28 protein-coding genes and 1 other RNA gene are annotated in these 22,709 nt (G+C 37.7%); 11 read left to right on the top strand and 18 right to left on the bottom strand.

Features of this window, described 5'->3' with window-relative positions; all coding sequences use genetic code 11:
- Positions 1 to 73 precede the first annotated feature (73 nt).
- The 4 genes from RBH95_RS13110 to RBH95_RS13095 form a co-directional block, all read right to left on the bottom strand.
- Positions 74 to 478, bottom strand: a complete 405-nt coding sequence (locus RBH95_RS13110) for a rhodanese-like domain-containing protein (protein ID WP_307900025.1) — start codon at positions 476 to 478, stop codon at positions 74 to 76.
- A 10-nt stretch (positions 479 to 488) separates the two neighbouring features.
- A complete protein-coding gene (locus tag RBH95_RS13105) occupies positions 489 to 806 on the bottom strand; it encodes a rhodanese-like domain-containing protein (protein WP_307900024.1) in 318 nt (105 codons plus the stop codon).
- A gap of 104 nt (positions 807 to 910) precedes the next feature.
- Positions 911 to 1,522, bottom strand: coding sequence for a thioredoxin family protein (locus RBH95_RS13100; protein ID WP_307900023.1), 612 nt, complete (start codon positions 1,520 to 1,522; stop codon positions 911 to 913).
- Between the two features lie 5 nt (positions 1,523 to 1,527).
- Entirely contained in the window at positions 1,528 to 2,052 is a 525-nt protein-coding gene (locus RBH95_RS13095; RefSeq protein ID WP_307900022.1) for a TlpA disulfide reductase family protein, read from the bottom strand.
- A 309-nt stretch (positions 2,053 to 2,361) separates the two neighbouring features.
- Here RBH95_RS13095 and RBH95_RS13090 point away from each other — a divergent pair, with 309 nt between their 5' ends.
- The 9 genes from RBH95_RS13090 to RBH95_RS13050 all read left to right on the top strand — a co-directional run bounded on the left by RBH95_RS13090 (position 2,362) and on the right by RBH95_RS13050 (position 10,713).
- Entirely contained in the window at positions 2,362 to 3,765 is a 1,404-nt protein-coding gene (locus RBH95_RS13090) for an anthranilate synthase component I family protein (protein WP_307900021.1), read from the top strand.
- A gap of 17 nt (positions 3,766 to 3,782) precedes the next feature.
- On the top strand, positions 3,783 to 4,349 hold the full coding sequence (locus tag RBH95_RS13085) for an aminodeoxychorismate/anthranilate synthase component II (protein ID WP_307900020.1): 567 nt from the start codon (positions 3,783 to 3,785) through the stop codon (positions 4,347 to 4,349).
- Between the two features lie 42 nt (positions 4,350 to 4,391).
- Positions 4,392 to 5,384 carry an anthranilate phosphoribosyltransferase gene (gene trpD / locus RBH95_RS13080; RefSeq protein ID WP_307900019.1) on the top strand — a complete coding sequence of 331 codons (993 nt, stop codon included), beginning with the start codon at positions 4,392 to 4,394 and terminating at the stop codon, positions 5,382 to 5,384.
- A 2-nt stretch (positions 5,385 to 5,386) separates the two neighbouring features.
- Positions 5,387 to 6,172, top strand: coding sequence for an indole-3-glycerol phosphate synthase TrpC (gene trpC, locus RBH95_RS13075; RefSeq protein ID WP_307900018.1), 786 nt, complete (start codon positions 5,387 to 5,389; stop codon positions 6,170 to 6,172).
- The gene (locus RBH95_RS13070) at positions 6,169 to 6,810 is read left to right on the top strand and encodes a phosphoribosylanthranilate isomerase (protein ID WP_307900017.1); all 642 of its coding nucleotides are present in this window, start codon (positions 6,169 to 6,171) and stop codon (positions 6,808 to 6,810) included. The genes trpC and RBH95_RS13070 overlap by 4 nt, the downstream gene beginning before the upstream one ends.
- The gene (gene trpB, locus RBH95_RS13065) at positions 6,794 to 7,975 is read left to right on the top strand and encodes a tryptophan synthase subunit beta (protein WP_307900016.1); all 1,182 of its coding nucleotides are present in this window, start codon (positions 6,794 to 6,796) and stop codon (positions 7,973 to 7,975) included. The genes RBH95_RS13070 and trpB overlap by 17 nt, the downstream gene beginning before the upstream one ends.
- 8 nt (positions 7,976 to 7,983) lie before the next feature.
- Entirely contained in the window at positions 7,984 to 8,754 is a 771-nt protein-coding gene (gene trpA / locus RBH95_RS13060; RefSeq protein ID WP_307902256.1) for a tryptophan synthase subunit alpha, read from the top strand.
- Between the two features lie 118 nt (positions 8,755 to 8,872).
- Positions 8,873 to 10,297, top strand: coding sequence for a hypothetical protein (locus RBH95_RS13055; protein WP_307900015.1), 1,425 nt, complete (start codon positions 8,873 to 8,875; stop codon positions 10,295 to 10,297).
- 65 nt (positions 10,298 to 10,362) lie between these two features.
- On the top strand, positions 10,363 to 10,713 hold the full coding sequence (locus RBH95_RS13050) for a hypothetical protein (RefSeq protein WP_307900014.1): 351 nt from the start codon (positions 10,363 to 10,365) through the stop codon (positions 10,711 to 10,713).
- Positions 10,714 to 10,717: 4 nt separating this feature from the next.
- On the opposite strand, the gene RBH95_RS13045 is transcribed toward RBH95_RS13050, so the two are convergent.
- The 6 genes from RBH95_RS13045 to ssrA form a co-directional block, all read right to left on the bottom strand.
- Positions 10,718 to 11,740, bottom strand: a complete 1,023-nt coding sequence (locus RBH95_RS13045; RefSeq protein WP_307900013.1) for a hypothetical protein — start codon at positions 11,738 to 11,740, stop codon at positions 10,718 to 10,720.
- A gap of 133 nt (positions 11,741 to 11,873) precedes the next feature.
- A complete protein-coding gene (locus tag RBH95_RS13040; protein WP_053975800.1) occupies positions 11,874 to 12,332 on the bottom strand; it encodes an RNA methyltransferase in 459 nt (152 codons plus the stop codon).
- Between the two features lie 43 nt (positions 12,333 to 12,375).
- Positions 12,376 to 12,678 carry a hypothetical protein gene (locus RBH95_RS13035; protein ID WP_307900012.1) on the bottom strand — a complete coding sequence of 101 codons (303 nt, stop codon included), beginning with the start codon at positions 12,676 to 12,678 and terminating at the stop codon, positions 12,376 to 12,378.
- Between the two features lie 173 nt (positions 12,679 to 12,851).
- Positions 12,852 to 13,715 carry an outer membrane beta-barrel protein gene (locus RBH95_RS13030; protein WP_307900011.1) on the bottom strand — a complete coding sequence of 288 codons (864 nt, stop codon included), beginning with the start codon at positions 13,713 to 13,715 and terminating at the stop codon, positions 12,852 to 12,854.
- Positions 13,716 to 13,772: 57 nt separating this feature from the next.
- Entirely contained in the window at positions 13,773 to 13,961 is a 189-nt protein-coding gene (locus RBH95_RS13025) for a hypothetical protein (protein ID WP_307900010.1), read from the bottom strand.
- Positions 13,962 to 14,024: 63 nt separating this feature from the next.
- Positions 14,025 to 14,420, bottom strand: a transfer-messenger RNA (tmRNA) gene (gene ssrA, locus RBH95_RS13020).
- Between the two features lie 236 nt (positions 14,421 to 14,656).
- Here ssrA and RBH95_RS13015 point away from each other — a divergent pair.
- Positions 14,657 to 15,859, top strand: coding sequence for an NAD(P)-dependent oxidoreductase (locus RBH95_RS13015; protein ID WP_307900009.1), 1,203 nt, complete (start codon positions 14,657 to 14,659; stop codon positions 15,857 to 15,859).
- 20 nt (positions 15,860 to 15,879) lie between these two features.
- On the opposite strand, the gene RBH95_RS13010 is transcribed toward RBH95_RS13015, so the two are convergent.
- Together RBH95_RS13010 and RBH95_RS13005 are read right to left on the bottom strand one after the other, a co-directional pair.
- Positions 15,880 to 17,082, bottom strand: coding sequence for a hypothetical protein (locus tag RBH95_RS13010; RefSeq protein WP_307900008.1), 1,203 nt, complete (start codon positions 17,080 to 17,082; stop codon positions 15,880 to 15,882).
- Positions 17,083 to 17,132: 50 nt separating this feature from the next.
- Positions 17,133 to 17,849 (bottom strand): glycosyltransferase family 2 protein, encoded by a 717-nt coding sequence (locus tag RBH95_RS13005; protein WP_307900007.1) that lies wholly within the window; start codon positions 17,847 to 17,849, stop codon positions 17,133 to 17,135.
- A 254-nt stretch (positions 17,850 to 18,103) separates the two neighbouring features.
- On the opposite strand from RBH95_RS13005, the gene RBH95_RS13000 reads away from it, so the two are divergent.
- The gene (locus RBH95_RS13000) at positions 18,104 to 18,886 is read left to right on the top strand and encodes an SDR family oxidoreductase (protein ID WP_307900006.1); all 783 of its coding nucleotides are present in this window, start codon (positions 18,104 to 18,106) and stop codon (positions 18,884 to 18,886) included.
- Here the strand turns inward: RBH95_RS13000 and RBH95_RS12995 are convergent.
- The 6 genes from RBH95_RS12995 to RBH95_RS12970 form a co-directional block, all read right to left on the bottom strand.
- A complete protein-coding gene (locus RBH95_RS12995; RefSeq protein ID WP_307900005.1) occupies positions 18,883 to 19,542 on the bottom strand; it encodes a DUF1361 domain-containing protein in 660 nt (219 codons plus the stop codon). The two genes, RBH95_RS13000 and RBH95_RS12995, sit on opposite strands and share 4 nt — an antisense overlap.
- Entirely contained in the window at positions 19,535 to 19,912 is a 378-nt protein-coding gene (locus RBH95_RS12990; protein WP_307900004.1) for a DUF2809 domain-containing protein, read from the bottom strand. The genes RBH95_RS12995 and RBH95_RS12990 overlap by 8 nt, the downstream gene beginning before the upstream one ends.
- A gap of 3 nt (positions 19,913 to 19,915) precedes the next feature.
- On the bottom strand, positions 19,916 to 20,227 hold the full coding sequence (locus tag RBH95_RS12985; RefSeq protein ID WP_307900003.1) for a hypothetical protein: 312 nt from the start codon (positions 20,225 to 20,227) through the stop codon (positions 19,916 to 19,918).
- A 61-nt stretch (positions 20,228 to 20,288) separates the two neighbouring features.
- Positions 20,289 to 21,662 (bottom strand): cell envelope integrity protein CreD, encoded by a 1,374-nt coding sequence (gene creD / locus RBH95_RS12980; protein WP_307900002.1) that lies wholly within the window; start codon positions 21,660 to 21,662, stop codon positions 20,289 to 20,291.
- Between the two features lie 53 nt (positions 21,663 to 21,715).
- Entirely contained in the window at positions 21,716 to 22,009 is a 294-nt protein-coding gene (locus RBH95_RS12975; RefSeq protein ID WP_307900001.1) for a transcriptional regulator, read from the bottom strand.
- A 3-nt stretch (positions 22,010 to 22,012) separates the two neighbouring features.
- The gene (locus tag RBH95_RS12970) at positions 22,013 to 22,621 is read right to left on the bottom strand and encodes a hypothetical protein (RefSeq protein ID WP_307900000.1); all 609 of its coding nucleotides are present in this window, start codon (positions 22,619 to 22,621) and stop codon (positions 22,013 to 22,015) included.
- Positions 22,622 to 22,709 lie beyond the last annotated feature (88 nt).

Raw genomic sequence — 22,709 nt, 5'->3', positions numbered from 1 at the left:
TTAAAATGAAGTTATAAGTCCATAAAAAAAGCCGATCAATAAAGTTCGGCCTTTTAATTGTTTTAAATGTATTTTATGATTTTGAATCGATGTCGAGTCCGTCGTGCTTCCATTTGGAAAAACCACCTTCCAAATCATAGATTTTTACAAATCCAGCTTCCTTGAGTTTTTGCGAACATTCTGCACTGCGTTTTCCTGTTCTGCAATACAGTATCACCGGTTTGCTTTTATCTAATTTGGAAATATCCTCTTCAAAAGTAGGGGAGTTGAAATCTATGTTTTGAGATTCAGGGATGTATCCCTCTTCGTGTTCTTCTTGAGTGCGTACATCAATAAGTTGGACATCTTCTAGTTCTAAAAGTGTTTGCATTTCCTCAGGAGTCACCAGTTTGATGTCTCCGTCTCCTTTAGAGTCCAATCCACAACCTGTGGAAAGTACCATCAAAGCTAAACTTAAGATAATTAGAACATGTTTCATAAATATTATTTTAGATGGACGCTACATCCCCAGTCCATTCGCTGAATCCACCCAATAAATTGTTGGTGTTTTCAAAGCCTAGTTGGTTCATAATGGCGCAGGCTTGGCCACTTCGGTTACCAGATCTGCAGTAAACATAAAAGGTTTTACTCTTGTCCAAGGTTTCAACTTCATTAATGAATTCCTGACCTCTGTAAATGTCTATGTGCACGGCATTGGGGATTATACCTTCCTCCTCAACCTCTTCCTGGGTTCTAACGTCTAATACTACAGCGTTATTGTCTTGGGATAGCTGTTCTGCCCATTCTTCTTGTGTTAAATCTGCCATTCTTTTTGTGTTTTTTGAACTACAAAATTAACTTTTCTTTACCATATAGACGAAAAAAAATCCGAAGTGTTACACTCCGGATTTCGATTTTTTGGAAGATGAACTTATATTTTAATGGAACATCCAATGGCTTTAGTGTGAGGCTCTTTAATTTGTTTCCCTTGTAAAAGGGCATCTACAGCATTCTCAACATACTTGGTGTTAACAGCCGAAGCATCTTGATAGTTGTCATCTATAGCACCTATATATTTTACTTGGTTGCCGCTATTGGTTTTTTCCAATACATATACGTGTGGAGTTTTTGTAGCTCCGTATTGTGGGAAAATTTCTTGATTTTTGTCAATTAAATAAGGAAAGGTAAAGCCCTTTTCTTGAGCTCTCACTTTCATGGCGTCCATGTTATCTCCAGGTTTGATGTCTGTATTATTTGGCATAATAGCAATTACAGGATATCCTTTTTGAGCGTATTTCTTGTTCAAGTCATTGATACGGTCTTCATAGGCAACAGCATAAGGGCATGTGTTACAAGTGAAAATCACGATGAATCCTTTGGCATTTTTGTAATCGGACAAGGAAATCATTCTTCCATCAGTATTCTCTAGTTTAAAATCGGTAGCCATGTCTCCCACACTATAGCCAGGTTCATTTGGTACGGTGGTAAAGGCGGATAGGGATAGTACAGCTATAAAAGCAAATAAAAGTTTCATTGTTTTCATAATAATTAGTTTATAAAGTGTTGAAGTTCGGTTTCTAGTTCGTTATAATCAAATGATTTTTCAAAAAACTTACGTTCTTTGGCATTGAATATAAGTGTTGCAGGAAGTGCTCCTGTCCAAGCATCGCTTACCTTTGGAATCCAAGAATTGGAATCTGGGTCATTTAAGGCAACAACTTTAGATTGTAATTTGTTCTTTTCAATAAACGGGATCAATTTAGCTTCGTACTGCTGCGGAAAATCTAGACTTATTAAGATGACTTCAACATCTTTATCTTTAAAGTTAGTGCCCAATTCTTCAAAATAAGGAAGTTCCTTGACGCAGGGGGCGCACCAAGTGGCCCAAAAATTAACGACGTAGGTTTTGTTATCAGAAGTTTCAAGGTATTGTTGGATGCCGTCAAAATTATGAACTTCTAAGTTATAAGGCTGCTCTTCAACGGTATTGTTTTCAGCTATTGTCTTCTTAGAAGTATTATCTTGGCAAGAGAATACGCCAAGTATGGTAACAAAAATTAAAATCTTTTTCATTAGCTAAAGTTAAAAAGAGGATTTTTAGCAACTAATTTTTTAACAAAAAATTAAGGGCTAAGAAAATATGGATTTTGGATCTTTTTTTGAAGAAGGCACTTTTTAGGTAAAATAATTTGAAAAACAAGAGAACATTTATATATTTGAATTTCAATAAACAAACAATGCAAATAATTTTAAATAATACATGGTGGTGGAGTTCCCGAAGTAACATTTTCGTGAATTAGACCCTGCTGTATATTTAAATTCCAATATCAAGGCTTGTCGTTCACGACAAGCCTTTTTTTATATCATGAATTATCCAACCTTATGAAAACCTTTAGTCTCTATACCCATTACAAGAAAATCCTGGCAGATACCATCACACCTGTATCCGTATATCTTAAAATTAGGGATCAATATCCTAATAGTATTTTGTTGGAAAGTAGCGATTACCATGCAAGCGACAACAGTTTTTCTTATATCTGCTGTAATCCTATTGCTACTTTTAAAGTTCAGGATAATGTCATAACACACACCTTTCCAGACGGGAGTGTTTTGGTTAATAAAATCAAGCAGAACAATGAGGTGATAGAGAAGATTCATAAGTTTACGCATCGTTTCAAGGTGCATTCAAACCGGGAGTTCAAGTTTATCAATAATGGGGTGTTTGGTTATATGGGCTATGATGCGGTAAGATATTTTGAAGATATCGAAATTTCTAAAAAGGAGGACTGTTTGGGGATTCCAGATATTTTTTATGCGGTATACCAAAATATTATTGCTATTAATCATTATAAAAACGAAGCTTATATTTTTGCCCATTGTTTCGAAGCTGAAAACAACATTGATGAAATCCATCAATTGATACAATCCAAAAACTATACGGTATTCAATTTTTCTAAGGAAGGAGATCCAGCTTCCAATCTTACCGACGAAGAATATATGGCCAATGTGGAATTGGCCAAACAGCATTGTTCACGGGGAGATGTGTTTCAATTGGTGTTATCCAAAAAATTCTCTCAACATTTTAAAGGAGATGAATTTAATGTATACAGGGCGTTACGAAGCATCAATCCTTCTCCTTATTTGTTTTATTTCGATTATGGCAACTTTAAAATCTTTGGAAGTTCGCCAGAGGCGCATTTGGTAGTTAAGGAAGGAAGGACGGAAATTCATCCCATTGCGGGCACTTTTAAGCGTACTGGAAATGATGAAGAAGATGCACAATTGGCAAAGCAATTGGCAAATGATGTAAAGGAAAATAGTGAACATGTCATGTTAGTGGATTTGGCACGTAACGATTTGAGTCGACATGGTCGTGATGTAAAGGTGGACACTTATAGGGAAATTCAGTTTTTCTCACATGTTATCCATTTGGTTAGTAAGGTTATCGGGGAAAAGCATGCGGATACAGAAACCATGCAAATTGTTGCCGATACCTTTCCTGCAGGAACACTTACGGGGGCTCCTAAACATAGGGCCATGCAATTGATCGAGAAATACGAAAAAACAAGTAGGGAGTTTTATGGGGGAGCTATTGGATTTATGGATTTTGAAGGGAATTTTAACCATGCCATTATGATTCGCACCTTTGTAAGCAAGGATCATGTATTGCATTGGCAGGCGGGAGCAGGTTTGGTCTCTAAATCAGTTCCAGAAACCGAACTACAGGAAGTTTATAACAAGTTGGGAGCTTTAAACAAGGCTCTAGAGCTTGCCGAAAATATATAGAATTAACCAATAGAAAAATGAAAAAGATTTTAGTCATCGACAATTACGACAGCTTTACCTATAACCTTGTCCATTATTTGGAAGACTTGGATTGTGAGGTAACGGTAATACGAAATGACCAGTTAAGTTTGGAGGACGTTGCCCCTTTCGATAAAATATTGTTGTCTCCGGGACCGGGAATTCCTGATGAGGCTGGTTTATTAAAGCCAATCATCCAAAAGTATGCGCCTACCAAAAGTATTCTTGGGGTGTGTTTGGGGCAACAGGCCATTGGCGAGGTTTTCGGTGGAAGTTTGATCAATTTAGAAACTGTGTTTCATGGCGTGTCTACTCAAGTGACCATTAGTGTGGATAATGAGCAACTTTTCGATGGATTGGATAAAACCATTGAAGTAGGGCGTTACCATTCTTGGGTGGTAGCTCCAAACTTACCGGATAGTTTGGAAGCAACCTCTTACGATAATAATGGACAGGTGATGTCCTTGCGTCATAAAGTGTACGATGTAAAAGGGGTGCAGTTCCATCCTGAATCTGTTTTAACGCCTCAGGGAAAACAGATGTTGGAAAATTGGATTAAGGAATAGGTTTTAAACGAAAAATCGAGTTCCAACAAAAGATTTAAACACATGAAAGAAATATTAAATAGACTTATCAATCAGGAATACATTTCCAGTGAGGAAGCCAAAGAGGTTTTGGTGAACATTTCCAAAGGGGAATACAACAACAGCCAAATTGCCTCTTTCGTCACCATCTATATGATGCGCGGGATTACGGTGGAAGAACTGAAAGGGTTTAGGGACGCTCTATTGGAACTGTGTATCCATGTGGATTTGGATGGTTATGATGCTATAGATTTATGTGGTACTGGTGGCGACGGCAAGCATACCTTTAATATTTCAACCTTGGCTTCTTTTGTGACTGCTGGAACAGGAGTAAATGTAGCTAAACATGGTAATTATGGAGTGTCTTCGGCGAGTGGCTCTTCCAATGTGTTGGAGCATTTGGGTATTAAATTCAGTAATAAAAGAAATTTTCTAAAACGGAGTTTGGATAAAACGGGTATTTGCATTTTGCATGCACCTTTGTTTCATCCTGCCATGAAAAATGTGGCGCCGATTAGGAAGGAATTAGGAGTGAAGACGTTTTTCAATATGCTAGGTCCTATGGTGAATCCTGCAAAACCTAAATACCAAGCGGTTGGGGTGTTTAATTTGGAATTACTGCGTTTGTACAGTTATTTATACGAAGGTTCCGATAAAACATACAGTATCATTCACGCATTGGATGGTTATGACGAAATTTCCTTAACGGGAACAGCCAAAGTGGTACAAAGGGATGCTGAATTTATGTTGACTCCGGAATCATTTGGGGTTCAAACCTTAACTTCCGACTCTATTCACGGAGGCGGGTCTGTAGAATCTTCAGCAAAAATATTCATGCATATTTTGCAAGGTCAAGGTACCGAAGCTCAAAACAGTGTGGTATGTGCCAATGCTGCTATGGCTATTGCGACGGTAAAGGGCACCGATTTGGAAACAAGCTATGGAATGGCCAAAGAATCTTTGGAAAGTGGCGAAGCCCTAAAGCGTTTTAACCTGTTGTGCGATTTAAGTCGGTAGCTATGGATATTTTACAACGAATTATTAAGGATAAAAGACAAGAAGTACAATTCCGAAAAGGACTCTTTCCTTTTTCTCAATTGGAGCAATCAGTATTGTTTGGTAGGTCTACGGTTTCTATGTGTGAACGGCTGAAAAATAGTACTTCGGGCATTATTGCTGAGTATAAACGACGGTCGCCGTCCAAAGCCGTAATCAATCAAGATGCCAATGTGTTTGATGTGGCCAAAGGCTATGAAAAGGTAGGGGCTTGTGGCATGTCGGTGTTAACGGATGGAAAGTATTTTGGAGGTTCGCTCGACGATTTGCTGTTGGCTAGGGCCAGTTGTGGATTGCCATTGTTGCGGAAGGAATTCATAATAGATGAATACCAAATAGTAGAGGCCAAGGCCTATGGTGCTGATGCCATCTTACTTATTGCAGCAGTTTTGAGTACTGAAGATATCAAGAAATTTTCTGAACTGGCAAAAAGGTTGGGATTGGAGGTACTTCTGGAAGTCCATAACCAAGAAGAACTCGAAAAATCCCTAATGCCTAGTTTGGATCTATTGGGAGTTAACAATCGCAATCTAAAGACTTTCGAAGTGAGCTTGGATACAAGCAAGGAGCTGAGCGCGCAAATTCCTGATGAATTTGTAAAGGTGTCAGAAAGTGGTATAAGCAATGTAGAGGCTATCAAAATATTAAGGGACTTTGGGTTTTCGGGTTTCTTGATTGGTGAAAACTTTATGAAAACAAGTAGTCCAGGGGAAAGTGCAATGGAATTTATTAAACAATTGGAGCAATGAAACTGAAGGTATGTGGAATGAAATATTCGGATAACATCAAGGCGGTAGCTGCTTTGAAACCAGATTATTTGGGGTTCATTTTTTATGAGAAATCTAGTCGGTTTTTTAAGGGAACCATTCCCGAAATTTCAGATACCATAAAAAGGACGGGGGTGTTTGTAAATGCGTCCATTCAAGAGGTCATTAAAAAGGTAACTGATTACGGCTTGAAAGCAGTACAGTTGCATGGTGCGGAATCGGTAACGTTTATAAATGGTTTGAAAAAGGAATTGAACAAGATATCCGATTCATCTGTGGAAATTATTAAAGTTTTCAGTGTAGATAGGAATTTCAATTTTGATACCATCAAACCTTTCGAATCCGTGAGTGACTACTTTTTGTTTGATACCAAAGGAGATCTGCCTGGAGGCAATGGCGAGTTGTTCAATTGGAAAATTTTGGAAAGCTATCCCTCGACGAAACCCTATATTTTGAGTGGTGGTATAGGACCGACAGATGTGCCAGTATTGAAGCGGTTTCTCAAATCTTCGGCAGCAACATATTGCTATGCCATTGATGTAAACAGCAGGTTTGAAATTACGGCAGGACATAAGAATGTGAATGAACTAGAAAACTTTATAAATGAGCTACAACGTTAATAACAAAGGATATTATGGGGAGTTTGGAGGAGCTTTCATTCCCGAAATGCTTTATCCCAATGTAGAGGAATTACGGCAGAATTATGTAAAGGTAATGGCTGAGCCAGAGTTTCAAGCTGAATTTAATCAATTGCTCAAAGACTATGTGGGCAGACCTTCGCCATTATATTTTGCTAAGCGATTGTCCGAAGTGTATAATACCAGAATCTATTTGAAACGGGAAGACCTCAATCATACAGGAGCTCATAAAATCAACAATACCATTGGCCAGATTTTGATGGCCAAACGCTTGGGGAAAACCCGAATTATTGCCGAAACAGGGGCTGGGCAACACGGTGTGGCAACCGCAACAGTATGTGCCTTGATGGGATTGGAGTGCATTGTGTATATGGGGGAAATTGACATTGCAAGGCAAGCACCTAATGTAGCCCGAATGAAAATGTTGGGTGCCACCGTGGTTCCTGCTTTGTCAGGAAGTAAGACGTTAAAGGATGCCACCAATGAAGCCATTAGGGATTGGATCAACAATCCTGTCAATACCCATTACATTATAGGAAGTGTGGTGGGGCCGCACCCCTATCCTGATATGGTGGCAAGGTTCCAATCGGTGATTTCAGAAGAAATTAAGGAACAGTTACTGGCACATGAACAAAACTCAAAACCTAACTATGTGATAGCCTGTGTGGGAGGAGGCAGTAACGCAGCCGGCGCTTACTATCATTTTTTAGAAGATACTTCTGTGAAATTGATTGCTGTGGAGGCCGCAGGTCACGGAATTGATTCGGGAGAAAGTGCGGCGACGTCAGTTTTGGGAAGAGAGGGGATTATCCATGGAAGCAAAACCTTATTGATGCAGACCAAGGATGGCCAGATTACTGAGCCTTATTCTATTTCTGCTGGCTTGGATTATCCTGGAGTTGGGCCAATGCATGCGCATTTGTTTGCTTCTGGGAGGGCTGAGTTTTTGGCAGCTACAGATGGCGAAGCTATGAGGGCTGGAATGAATTTGGCGCAATTGGAAGGGATTATTCCTGCTATTGAGAGTGCGCATGCTTTGGCAGTTTTTGAAAAGAAACAATTCAATCCTAACGATATTGTAGTGCTCTGTTTGTCAGGAAGGGGAGATAAGGATCTCGATACATACATCAATTATTTTAAGCTATAGAAGATATGATGAACCGCATTCAAAGAAAGCTCAAAGAAGATAAAAAGTTACTGTCCATTTATTTTACGGCAGGGTTTCCGAATCTGGACGATACCATTTCCATCATACAGAATTTGGAGCAAAGCGGAGTGGATATGATTGAAATTGGCTTACCATTTAGTGATCCTTTAGCGGATGGCCCGACCATTCAGGCTAGTTCTACGCAAGCTTTAAAAAATAGTATGACCACAGAGGTTTTGTTTCGTCAACTCAAAGACATTCGTAAAACTGTGTCAATTCCATTATTAGTTATGGGCTATTTCAATCCAATCCTGCAATATGGCGTGGAAGCTTTTTGTAAAAAATGTCAGGAGGTGGGAATTGACGGTTTGATCATTCCTGATTTACCTGTAGATGTTTATGTAGAGGACTATCAAAAGATATTTGAAACCTATGGCTTGTTGAACGTATTTTTGATCACGCCTCAAACTTCTGAGGAACGCATAAAATTTATCGATTCTATTTCTAATGGGTTTATTTATATGGTGAGTAGTAGCAGTGTTACGGGGAGCCAAGAGGGATTTGGAGAGGAACAAACCAATTATTTTAAGCGAATTGCCAAAATGCAACTAAGCAATCCTCAAATAGTGGGGTTTGGAATTTCTAACAATCAAACCTTTTCTCAGGCAACAGCATATGCAAAGGGAGCAATTATTGGGAGTGCCTTTATAAAGCATTTAAGGGAAAATGGAGTAGGAACTATAGATGATTTTGTAAAGACTATTTTGGAAAAGAGCTAAGGTGTAATGATTTGGTTAATAGTTTCTAAGCGGGCATAATTCAGCGGCGAAATGTCTGTTTCAACAATAAAAGTAGTATTTTTATAATAGATTGTTGAATTTAAGTCATTTGCAGTTAATGAAACTAAAGTTACCACTATGCATTTTTATGGTCTTTGGGTGTTCCTTGCAATTGCTCGCTCAAGAAACCAACTACAAGTTTGAAAATTACGGAAACCGTTCGGTGCTGCTTTTAGGTAATGTAACGGGAAGTGTAAACGATTTGGGACTTACCTATTACAACCCATCGCGTTTAGCATTGGCTAAAAACACTACTTTTACTATCAACGCCAAGGCCTACGATTACAGTAGGATTCGGCTTAATAACAATGTGGGGCCAGAAGATGCCGCTATACGTAGCAAAAATTTCGACGGAATTCCATCCATGGTGGCGGGAACTTTTAAGTTTAAGGGCGAACAATTTGCTTATTCTTCATTTTCTAAATTTCGAAATAGTATAAATCTTAATTACGATACCCCATTTAAGGAGGCTGATATAGTGGCTGCTGTGGAGGGGGACGAAATGTATTCAACCAGAATTAAACTAAATAATGCTGTAAAGGACGAATGGGTTGGTATTACCTGGGCCAAATCTCTTAACGACCGCCTAAGTATTGGTGTTAGTGGTTTTTTCTCTATTTATAGAAATTCAGGTGGCACTGCTTTAGGTAACACCGTAATGTATGGTGAAAATAGAGTGGCCTATTTTAATGAGGAAATTAGTTACAGCCAGGAGTCTTATGGGCTGTTTTGGAAAATTGGAGCCAGCTATCGAGGTAAAGGGGTGGACTTTGGTATGACCATGACTTTGCCGTATTGGGAACTTCTAAGCAATAGTCGATATGGTTACAACAAGGTTATTTCTGGAGTAGGGTCTGGAAGTGATCAGTCTGTTATTGCTGGATTTAAGGATTTGGATGCCACACGTAAACAGCCATTTGGAATAGCTGTTGGAGCAGGAGTTCCTTTAGGGAAAAGCATGTTGCATCTCAATGTGGAATGGTTTAATGGTTTAAAGAATTATTCGCGTTTTGCGGTGCCAGAATTTGATATTAGTGATACGGAAACGCTGTCCCCAGAATTTTACCAAGATTTAAAATCGGTAGTTAATTTTGGGGCTGGAGCCGAAATTTACATTAGGCACAATTTAAATGCCTATGCCAGTTTCTCAACTGACTTTTCAGCAGAGAGGGAAAGTGCCAATTTTTTTGACCTTTCTAGTTCTAATGGAAGTTTGATTAACATGGGGGATGATTTTCTACATATGGCAGCAGGTTTTGATTATTCTTTGAAATGGGGGCGTATTATATTGGGGTGCACCTATGCCAATGGATCTTCGGAGTATACCACTTCTTTAAATTTATTGGGAACATTTCTGGGGGCCACCAACGAAACTTCAAAACTGGATTATACAAGATGGCGTTTTGTAGTTGGTATTGAAGTGCCATTTTTTGATAATATCATTCCTATTAAAAAGGATGAAGAAAAAGACGATGAACCTTAACAAGTTTAAGGTTATTTATGTTTAGCTCCTTGTTTTGTTGTTTACCTTCAATGAGAATTTTCAAAATGAAATATGTATTGATGTTAATAGTGCTTTGTGTATCCATTTGGGGCTGTAATTCTTCAAAAAGTTCTATCGAGGTGGCTCATTCTCTTAAGGAAACTCTTTGGACTTATATGGATTCAGAGTGGTCTTACCAGGTACGCTTTAAGGAGGGAGGTGTATTGGAAACAACACATCCCAATGATAATTCCAAAGACAATGATACGTGGGAGCAAATAGGGGATGAGGTTATTTTAGAATTTAATGATGGCTTCTCAAAATACTTAGGCAAAATGATTTCACCCAATGTTATTGAGGGGACGGCCAAGAGTAAATATGCCTCATGGAAATGGCGAATGGAGCGTATCCAATAGTATTTCAATCTAAATAGTCCATGACCAATCTGTATTCGTTAGGAAAGTTTAATAATTGGGATGCCTCAATTTCTGGCGCCATGGAAGCATTGGTGGAGTAGTGTCCGTTTTTGTGTGTTAAAAGCCTGTATCCCTTGCTGTAAACATAAAGCGCTTTCCATTCACCTTTTTGTTTTTGATCGTTTTCAAACGAAGTTAAGGGAATATAGATTGGAGGGCGAGTAACGGAAATTTTGGAGAGTATGTCCCCTGATTTATTGGTGATAAATAGCGTGCAGCCCCCAGTACCACAAATCATGGGGTCCATAATATAGAGCAGGTATTCAAACTCCGAAGGGTCACGATCCAAATCAACCATGGCTTCCATAAATTTAAGTTTCTCAAGCTCTTCATTGGAATAACCAAGGTTTTGCGAGGCCATTACTTTTTTCATTCGGCTCCTATCGGTTGTATTTAAAAAGTGGTTTAGATACCCTTGATTATATGTTTTGAATAAGGACTCATAAGCATCACAATGTATTCTTGGCAAAGTGGCATCTTGGCCATCCGTGGTTTTATAGCCCAATAAAATAGTATTGTTGGCTAGGGGATAGGTTCTTTGCTCTTCGTATACTTCACCTTCTGCCCAATATATGGCAGTAACTTCGAAGGCTTGAGTGGTTTCATTCCATATGCCTTTTAAATGCCCTTTGGCTTCATCCTTCCCGAAGTATGAAATATAAAAAGATCCCGTAACGTTTCCGCTACTGTTCTTTTCCAGTTTAATGAATTCGTAATTATATTCATTTGGGTGGTTTATTGCGGCTGTCTTTTGGGCAAAGCAAAATACATGTTGATCGAAATCTTGAGATATATCTGTAGACTTTGGCTGGGCTTGGGAAAAACCACTTTGGTCAATTGCTGGAGACGTTTTTTCAACTGCCAAAGAAGTTTGGTTGTCGTGTTGAGATTGCTTACAACTGAAAGAGAAACATAATAGAATTATAATCCAATTAAGGGAGTTGCGGTGAGATTTAAATTGTTTCATAATCCATTGGTGTTGCTTGGTTGATACGGAAATAAGGCTAGAAAATAGTTGTCTTAAAGTAAATTACGCCTTAGTGAATATAAGCAAATTACATGGATTTTAATGAAAACGTTAAATCAAAAAATGGAATTTATTATGATCTAGGTTTGGCAATGCCTCTATCGTACATTACGATACTTCCAGCCACGGAAACATTCACACTTAACTGGGAATTAAACTTTACCAAGAAATGGGCCTTTTCAATGGCTTTTTTGGAAAGTCCGTGGTCTTCGGCACCCAAAAGGTAAACGCAACGTCTGGGGTGATGGAAAGTTTCCAAAGGAACGGCATCTTCGGTTAGTTCTACACCAACCAAACGAGCACCTTTGGGCATATTATTGAAAAAATCCTCAAAAGTATCATAATGAAAATAAGGCATGGCCTTCACGGCATTGTGGGTGTCACAAGCTTGTTTAGCGTAGCGGTTGCCAATGGTAAAGATAAAACTAGCACCCATGTTTTGTGCCGAACGCCACAGCATGCCCAGGTTTTCTGGAGTTTTTCCATTTTGAATCCCAATGCCAAAAAACTCATTTGTAAAGTTATCGTTCATAGGCTGCAAAAATAGGAAAAGCCCAAGCTTTTAAAAAGTACAATTAAACCTTAGTGGCCAAAATAATCTTATAATCGCCTTCAAAAATATTGTTTGGGTAGCGGGCTTTCAATAATTCTGCAATACGTGGTGAAGCAAGGTTGTCCAAAACAATTTTCACATCCACACCGTCATCAGGAATTACCAATACTATGTCCAACCGACTATTGTCATTGGCAGGTTCTAAGTTTTGCAGCACATGGCGAATACCCACCCTTAAGAAATTGAGATTTTGGCGGATAAGTAGTTCTTCGGCAGCATCTTTTCTTTTGCCGCCAAGACGAAGCAGTTCAAATTTTACGTCCATAGTAAGTAGGTTAAATGGTAAGGTGAATTTCAATAATAATTATGGAATTTACAACACAATTTATGCGTCCTGTTACTATTTTATTGTAATGCTTGTTTTATAGAAAAAAAATACCCTCTGTAGATTCAGAGGGTAAGATTTTAAATGTGTTTTAGTGTAAGTTCAAAAACAACTTATTCCTTTTTAGAGGTTGCTTTAAAGGTGTAAGTAATACCAATATTGATTCCAAAGGATGAATACGGCACCTTTTGTGCTAGTTTTCTAGACGGATCGGTATTGTCGTTTGGCAATTCATCCACATAGGTAGTTTTTTTAGAATATCCAGCAGGCAAATTGTCCAAATTGTAGTATCCTTCAACGGCCACAGTACCATCAGGCAATACAATGTTGGTGTTGAATTCGGCAAGTTCAGAGTCTTTACGCTTTAAGCTGATACCGTAATATTCCGCTTCAGCAAACAAACTAATGTTGGGACTTACCTCAAATTTATAGCCTAAAGCTCCAACAAAACCTAGCGGGAACTTCCCATGAAAATCTTCAACGTAGTTCGTTTCAGAATAAGAACCTTCTGGAAGGTTTAAAGCAGTTGCTTCTGCTGCAGAGAACACTGATTTTTGATGTACAACCGCTTCAGTTTTTCCGCCAACTTTAATTAAAGCTCCAAAGCGTCCGTAAATATTATTGCTAAATCTATAAACCATGGATAAAGAGGCACCATAAGCACGGGCTCTAGCAATGGCGTCTAACTCCAGGTTTGGTAAGTTTACTTTGGAAACTGTTTGGTCTGCCCCGTGAAGGTACCCAAACCCTAAATCGGCTCCAAAGTGTTCGTTGAAGAAATAGGTTCCTCGCAATTGGAAATTCACACCTTCTCCGTAGCTTCCGTAAGAGTTCTCGGTAGAAGAGGTGTTTACTTTTTCTCCTAATTTCATTTCTGCACTACCTATTGCATACCCTCCGCTAGCTGAAATTTGCAATTGTGCAAAAGACATACCGCTCAATAATAGGCCCACTACTGTAAATAGTTTTGTTTTCATATCTATGTGGTAAAATTTTTTGCAAAGATACCACCATTAAATAGCCAGAGCAACAAACTAGAGGTCTAAGTTTCGGTTTTTATAGGCTTTTAGAAAGAATCTATTATAGGTGATAAAGAACAGGCTTATCAAAAATTTGTGATTGATAAACGGATTGTTTGGCCAAACATCTGTAAGCGCAATAATTAGCACCACCAAGGATACAAGAGAAACAAGGGCTCCTAAGGTCCATAAAAGTTTGTTCATTGGTTGTGAATTCATGACTAAAAAAAACAAACCCCCTGTAAAAACAGGGGGTCTGGGATGTTTTGGTGGAGTCGGAGAGAATCGAACTCTCGTCCAAACAAGTAACTAAAGAGCTTTCTACACGCTTAGTCTTTTCTTGTGTTTTCGATTGCAACCTGGCTAAAGACAGCCTAGCGACAACTTATCTTTTTTAGTTTCAAAAGCAGGTCAAAGCGCCCTACCTTCTATTTTGACATTTACGATGCCTCAAAATGGAACGCCGTCAATCAAGGCTTTCCGGAGACATTTAGCTTGTACACCTTGTGTACCTAGGCAAATCTTACTATAATTCAGATTAAGCAGCTAAAGCGTAGTTATTCTCGCCGTTTAAAAGTTTGACCTAGCCTTTTACGTGTTTCAAAGTCATTACACGACGTGCTTACCGTTTAATTAATCTCGCTGTCAAAACCAGTCGACCCCAAGGTAATCATTTCACTTCTAGAGTTGGTCGAGAAGTGGGCGTTCCCCTTACGGGGCAGGCTTTCGCAACTCGCTTTTTTGGAAGCTTTGCCCAAAAAGAGCTCATACAAATTGCTCAATCCTTAACGCGAATGCAAAGTTATTAAAAAGTTTGTATAACCATACTATTCCGCTTATTTTCGTGCAATCATTATACCAAAGCGGTATGTGTCGGTTACCTTAAATGCTTCATTGTTATGAAATTTGCCATCATCAAGGAGCGTAAATCACCACCGGATAGACGTGTGGTTTTTTCGCCCGAAACCCTAAAAAAAGCGAGTCAGTTCTTCCCTCAGGCCACTTTTAAAGTGGAAGCTTCCAATATTAGGGTGTTTCCAGATGAGGCATATCGCAGTCAAGGGTTTGAAGTGGTAGACGATGTTAGCGATTGTGATGTATTGATTGGCGTAAAGGAAGTTCCTGTAGATTACTTGATACCAAATAAATCCTATTTCTTCTTTTCGCATACCATTAAAAAGCAACCTTACAACAGGGATTTGCTGCGTTCCATTTTGGAAAAAAACATCACGCTTTATGACCACGAAACCATTGTTAGGGAAAATGGCGCACGACTCATAGGTTTTGGACGTTACGCAGGTATTGTTGGGGCTTATAATGGATTTAGGGCTTGGGGCCTAAAACATGATGCTTGGAATTTACCTAAAGCCGAGACCTTGGCAGACCAACAGGCTTTGATAGCAAAGCTTAATACCATTGCCTTACCGCCAATAAAAATCCTGCTTACAGGAAGTGGTAAGGTGGCAGGAGGTGCCAAGGAAATGTTGGATGCCATGAACATTAAACAGGTTGAGGTAGCGGCCTATTTGGAGCAAACTTTTGACGAACCTGTGTATTGTGTTATTGATGTATTGGATTACAACAAACGCAAGGATGGAAAGGTCATTGATAATTTGGATTTCTTCAACCACCCTGAAGCTTATGAATCCAATTTTATGCGCTTTGCCAAAGTCACCGATTTCTTTATTGCCGGGCATTTTTATGGGGATGGTGCACCTTATTTGTTTACTCGGGAGGATGCCAAATCCAAAGACTTCAATATTTCAGTAATTGCAGATATTAGTTGTGATATCGATGGACCAGTGGCAACTACTATTAGGCCATCTACCATTGCAGAACCAATTTATGGCTACGACCCACAAACCGAAACGGAAATCGATTATAAAGAGCCTAAAGCAATCGTTGTCATGGCAGTAGATAATTTGCCTTGCGAATTGCCTAAAGATGCCAGCGAAGGTTTTGGAAGTTTGTTTTTGGAGTATGTGTTGCCTGCATTTTTTAATGCCGATAAAGATGGTATCTTGCAGCGGGCAAAGGTGACCGAGAATGGTAAGTTAACCGAGAGGTTTACTTATTTGCAGGATTATGTGGATGGAATTTAGCTTTAATTAATGACGTTGTGTTATGATTTAAGCTTGATTTTGAACGTGACATATCTATCTAGGATATAGCTACTCCAGATTAAAATAGGGGGCATTATAGGATACAGAAAACGATGATAGGATGATAACAAACTTATGCCTCCTAAATATATAAGAGAAAAACTAGAAATTAGTATAATTGGTAATTCTATTTCTTTAAATGTTAAAAAGCTCAATACGAACGTAATTATTAGGCATATTACCAAAAGAGTATCAGGTACCACATAAAAAAGCATTCTATTTGAGGTTGTTTGTAAGTCATGTGGATAACCAAAGAAAATACGACCTAAATTTGAAATCCAATTTTTGAAATATTTTAATTTGTGATTAATGATATTTTCTATGGCTTTCTTTTTTAGAGCTTCATCTTTTGCTACGGGAGTCAAGTCCTTTAGTGAATTTATAAATTCGATATGGTTATTTTTTATGTTCGGTTTTTCTTCTATGGTATTAAAGAAGTGCCAGTCCCCAGATTCTTTTTCATAAGGTGTACTCATCCAATAAAGACTCATCCCTCCTGAATTTCCAAAGTAAAAGAACTTATCAGTAACATTATATGTGTAGGTTAAATAAGGAACAATTGTAAGAAAGCCCAATAAAAATATAACTAAAGATTGTTTCAGAGCTTTTGTGTGAAATCTTGGTTTTACTAACAACAGAACCGCCAATGCCATAAACGTAGTTACAATTACATAAGCAAAAATAACCTTTGTTAGTGTTAAATATCCTAGAGCGATGGAAGCGAAAAATAGGTTTTTTAGTTTGTCTTGTTTTATATATTTGATTGATTGATATGTGAAAAATGCTACTAGAAAGAAAGAAATGGCTTCGGTTAAAATTCTAGGAAGGCTTTCTAATAAAAGAGGATAATAGAGACCTAATATTAAACTAATAAGGAAAGCCCTATTTTTTTTGATAAAAAATAGAAGGGACTTATCAAGGTAGATGATGCCAAGATAGATGAATAATGCATTGAAAAGTTTTGGAATTAAAAGAGGGATTTTGAGATATAAGAATGGAGTCAAAAAGATTGGATAGCCAGGCCCATTCCATAAAAACATATATTCGTTTTGTTGGGAACCTATATAAAACCCATTAAGGAGATTATTGGCATATTCCAAATATCTTCCCTCATCTCCAACAAGTACATTTTGTTGTTTTACGTAACAAATAATGATATACAAGAAAAGTAGAGGTGAAAACTTGAAATAACTATTTGATATAAGTGTGTTTATCATTTAAAAATGTTGTACTTAAAGATACACCACAGGGCTCTAAATCCGTCTTTCCAATTGATTTTTTTTCCTTCTGCATATGTTCTACCATAGTATGATATGCCAATTTCGTAGATTCTAATATTCGGAATTCTTGCTATTTTAGCGGTAACTTCAGGTTCAAAACCAAATCTAGTTTCTTTAAGGTCTATTGTTTTTAAGATATCTGCTTTAAATAATTTATAACAGGTTTCCATATCTGTTAAATTTAAATTAGTGAAAGCGTTAGATAGAAAAGTAAGAAATTTATTTCCAATGGAATGCCAAAAAAATAAAACTCTATGAGGATTTCCACCCATAAACCTTGACCCATAAACAACATCTGCATACCCGGAAATTATGGGTTTTAGTAAATTGTTGAATTCATTTGGGTCATATTCCAAATCTGCATCTTGAATGACGATATAATCTCCATTGGCATTTGAAATACCTGTGCGAATAGCTGCTCCCTTTCCTTTATTTTTTTGATGTTTTAAATAAGTTATGGGTAATTCTTTGTTGGATTTTATGTAATGAGTAACAACATCTTCAGTATTGTCATTGGAACAATCATCAATTATGATTACCGATTTGGAAATGTTATTGTCCAATGTTACATGTTTTATTTTGTCCAATAGAGTGTGGATGGTTGCTTCTTCATTATAAACGGGGATAATAATGGATAATATTTTTTTCATGGGGTAGTATAGTAGAGGTGTTGCTAAAGTAAGCTTGTAAAAGTAGTTAAATTGGAATTAGATTAAAAAGTCAATTTTCTGTTTTTTTGTTCAATGAAAATAATGGAATTTTTAGGATTTAGGTTTAAAAGTAATTTTGAATAGGTTACCGAGTTCAAATTGAAAATTTTAAAAAACTTTAAGTGTTTCTATAGGATGTTTTGGTAAATTAGGTAGTTTTGAGGCTCTTTATTTTTTGAATTGAACTATAAGTTATGGCTAAAACGGTATTGATAACAGGCGGGGCTTCAGGATTGGGATATGAATTGGCATTGCTGTTTGCAAAGGATACATATAATTTGGTGTTGGTAGATATCAATGCAGATAATTTAAAACAAGCAAAAGAGACTTTGGAAAAGAAGTACAATGCCAATGTCCGCGTGATGCTGAAGGATTTGAGCCAAGTCAATATCTCTGAAGAAATTGTTGCTGAACTGGGAGATACTGCAATAGATGTGCTGGTAAACAATGCCGGTTTTGGATTGTTCGGCACTTTTGCCACGACCGATTGGGACCGTGAAGCCAAAATGTTGAACCTTCATGTGGTTACCACCACGCATTTAACCAAACTTATACTAAAAGGTATGGTGGCTCGAGGATCAGGGAAGATTTTAAACCTATCTTCTTTAGCAGGTTTTCAACCAGGGCCTTTAATGTCATTATATTATGCTACTAAAGGTTATATTTTATCTTTTTCAGAGGCCATTGCCAATGAACTCAAAGGCACAGGGGTGACGGTTACGGCACTTTGTCCTGGTCCCACAAAAACGTCCTTTCAACAAGTAGTTTCGGAAGGAACTTCCGAAAATAAAATCACCTTTAATATGGCAACGGCTAAGGACGTTGCTGCCTATGGTTATAAAGCGATGAATAAAGGGAAATCTGTGGCCATTCCTGGTGGATTCAATAAGTTTTTGGCAACACTTCCACGTATCATGCCTAGAAAATTAGCCACCTCTATTGTTAGAAATATCCAAGAGAAAAACAGAGCCGATTAATTGGCATTTCGGATGCTTTTGAAAAGCCAATAACCTATTCCTAAAAAGATACCGAAGCTAATGGTAAAGGTCCATGCGCTGAGGTGTTGATTTGGTTGTATAAGAATACTCCAAATATCATTGAAAATGGTAAGGGGATGTTGTAAGACTTCCCAAGAATTGAAACGTAAATAGCGACCTAAGTACATTCCGAAACTTATGACAAAGAATAGTGGCAACATTAGGATGGAAATGGTCTTGCTTTGCCAATAACGTTTCATAATCAATTCTATATCCAATAAGGAAAGGAAAAACAGGAGTACTCCCGTTAACGCAAAAGAGCTTACTACCAATACATCCAACCACAAAATGTCATGACTGCTATTCTTGAGGTGAAACAAATCCGTGATGATATATGGGGCATTGGGGACGAAGAGTAACCAAATGCCAAATCCTATAAGTGTGCCAAATTTTTTGAGTTGATTCAGACTCCTCATATAGGTGGAAATCGCAAAGGGCACTATCGCTAAAAATAGATTCCAGACCAAAAACAGAAAGTAAAAGGAGTAGGTGAGTTTCATCCGGACCATGAGGAGGATTATGCTCAAAGTGGCTGCCACTATGGGCAGCACCATAATCTTGAATCGGGAAAACAGCAAGTATTTAATATTATTCATTGGTGAGCAATTTAAATTCAACAATTATTACGGTAATAATGCCTAGGGAATAGGCCATGAGATCGGTATAATTAAAAGTGTTGCCAAGGATTAATTTGGCGAATGTACTGTGTTCCAAGTTTAGCAATTTCAACAAGTGGAAGGCTTGCAATATTTCAATGATATAGGAAACTGCTAATACCAATATGGCTGTTGGAAAGATGGCTAGCTTTGTAAAACTTCTAACTAAACAGTACAGGAGGATCACCACCAAAAAATCTCCAAAGGTATGGCGGATGAAGCCAGTGCTGAGGTAGGTGGCGATGAGGGTTTCAATAGCTAAAAGGGTAATGAAACCAATAAAATATTTGAGGTTGAAATTTAAAATCATGAGTTATCCTTTAGGTGGGAAAATAGTATATGCTGTAAAATAGGTGCATAGCATACCAAAAGGTATGTTTAAAAGTACAAGTCCGCAAGTGTTAATGAGTTTGCGACGTTCTTTTAAATGAACAAATGCCAACCCTACCAAATGAATAATTACAAAACTGTTGATTGCTAAGGTTGCCACCATGAATAGTATGGACAGTTTTAATAATAGAATACTAGCAAGGTTAGTTAAATTAAAAAGACCAAATAAAATAGAACAAATTATAAGATTTACCAAGGTGTAATATTTTGCCGTTGAAATGGTTTGCTGTATCATAGTTTTTTTAGATTTTAACTCCTATTCTGAAATTCAGAATAGGAGTGTTTTAGTTGCTGGACTATCCGTTATTCCAATCAATTTTTCTGGATACAAACATGACGGTTGCCAAAATGATGAACAGTCCAATACTGCCAACCAAAAGTGCATAGTTTTCCAATTGAATAATGACGTAGATGAAGGTGTAAAGCGCAGTAAGGCTCAATCCAATAAAAATTGGGAACTTAAAGGTTTTGAGTATGGATTTGGAGTACAGTGTTATAAGTGTTACCACCGAAATACCTGCTACCAAATAAGCTTTTAGGAAATTACTGTGTTCCGAAATGGAAACGAGCAAAGTGTAAAACATGGTGAGTGCCAAACCAATCATTAAATATTGAAATGGGTGGATATGGATGTTACTCATGGTTTGTATGAGGAAGAAAATGAGGAAGGTTAACCCGATGACAAGGAAGCCATATTTGGCAGAGCGCTCACTTTTTTGGTATTCGTCTACCATGACGATAAACTTGGTGCCGAAGGCAAACTCCTGTAAATCTGGTATGTTTTTTAAGTATTGCTGAGAAAAGGCCCTGTTAATATGCAGGATTTTCCAATCGGCTTCAAAACCTTCGTCAGTAATTGTTTTTGTTTCGTCGTTGGGAAGAAAATTGCCAATAAAACTTGGGTTCGCCCAATTGGAAGTCATATGCATGGTGGTTGTTTTTCCTATAGGAATGAGCTGAATGTTCTGGCTTCCGTTAAAGGTCATGTGGAAACTGAAATTGGTGTTGGCAGATTTTGGGACATCCGTTTCTTTTAAAAATCCAGATTCCAATTCATCCAGTTGCGTGTTATTTCTAGAATTGGATTTAAAGTTGGTTTCGAAAGAATAGGTGCTGTCCTTCAATTTTAAGGACATTTCATTCTTTATGCCTTTTAGATTGGACGTTTTAATAAGAATTGTGGCTTTGTTCCACAAGATATCCTCATCCTTGATGTCTTTTATTTTAAGGTTGGGGATTGGAAAATTCCCGTTGAAATCCATGTTAGCGGTGTAAACTGCCGATTCATAATTGTTTCGTTTCAAAGATTTTGAATCGACATCTACATCAGACGATAGCGATTCAGGAAAGATATAAGCATATTTTATTTCTGAAGTCGTTTCGGTAAAATAGGTTTTTGTTTGTTCGTTGAAGGTTTTTGTTTCCGAATAGGTTTTGTAGGGGAGTTTTAAAATAGGGCCGTAAATCATCACGTGGTTTCCCCATTTGTCATTGATTTCGTTGACCACATCCTGTTGTCGCATGGAACGTTCAAAAATGAGGCTTTCAATAAATGAAAGGGGAATCAATAAAATCAATACCAAGAAGCCTACCATGAGCATTCGTGCTGTAATGGAGGTTTTTAGCCAGTTGCCAAATTTGTTCGGTTGAGGTTTTTGTAGTTGTTCCATGGTTAAGTATTTAAAGTACTTTGAAATTCAAAGTAAGTTGATAAAAAAATATGTTATTGTTTATTGATCAATTTTTCAAGGGCTTCGATGTGCTTTTGAAATTCGGCTCTGCCAAGTTTTGTCACCGAATAGCGGGTATTGGGTTTTCTTCCTATAAATTGCTTTTCCACTTTTATATATTCTGACTTTTCCAGGGCCTTAGTATGGCTGGCAAGATTCCCGTCCGTAGCACCGAGAAGTTCTTTTAAGGTATTGAAATCGGCGTATTCGTTGACCATTAAAATGGACATAATGCCCAGCCTAATTCTATGGTCAAAGACTTTATTTATGTTGTTGATAATGCTCAAAACCTATGCTCTGTCATATTTAAAATGCATCCAAGTACCATAAATGATGTGCATAAGGCCAAAGCCAATGACCCACAACCAAAAACCATAACCAGGATATAGGGCGCAAATTAAGCCTAAAATTAGTTCGGCGAAACCTAAATAGCGAATATCTCCTATACTATATTTAGAAGCATTGATTAATGCCAGTCCATAAAAAATAAGCATTAGAGCACCAGTTTGACCATATTTTTGTTGACCCAAAATTATCAAGATGTAGATACCGCCTACAACTAGAGGAATCAAAAAATTTATGACCAATCTTTTGGAAGCGCCATCCCATATTTTTTCACCAGCTTTTTTAGCCTTTCTGGTGGTTAGGATCACGCCTGTAACTGCGCTTAAAAAGGCAATCAAAAACAGATCTAACATCACCAATTTAAAAATCATCCCATCTAATATTAGATATTCCCTATCGGAATTGGCAACGAGCCAATAGGCAACACTGGCTCCAATTAGGGCGTAAATACCAGCGAGAATTCCGGAGAGGCCACTTAATGAAATAAATCGCGAGGATTTGTTCATTAGGTTTTTAATTTCGGTAATGTCTTTTAGATAATCTTTTGATTCCATATAAAAGTACTTTGAAAAACAAAGTAAGTAAATTTATTTTAATTTTGAACTATGTTTTTTTGAAAAAAAATCTAGGGGTTTAAGAACT

Origin of the sequence: Mangrovimonas sp. YM274, assembly GCF_030908385.1 — a bacterium.
Taxonomy (GTDB): domain Bacteria; phylum Bacteroidota; class Bacteroidia; order Flavobacteriales; family Flavobacteriaceae; genus Mangrovimonas_A.
This window is presented reverse-complemented; position numbering and strand designations above follow the sequence as displayed.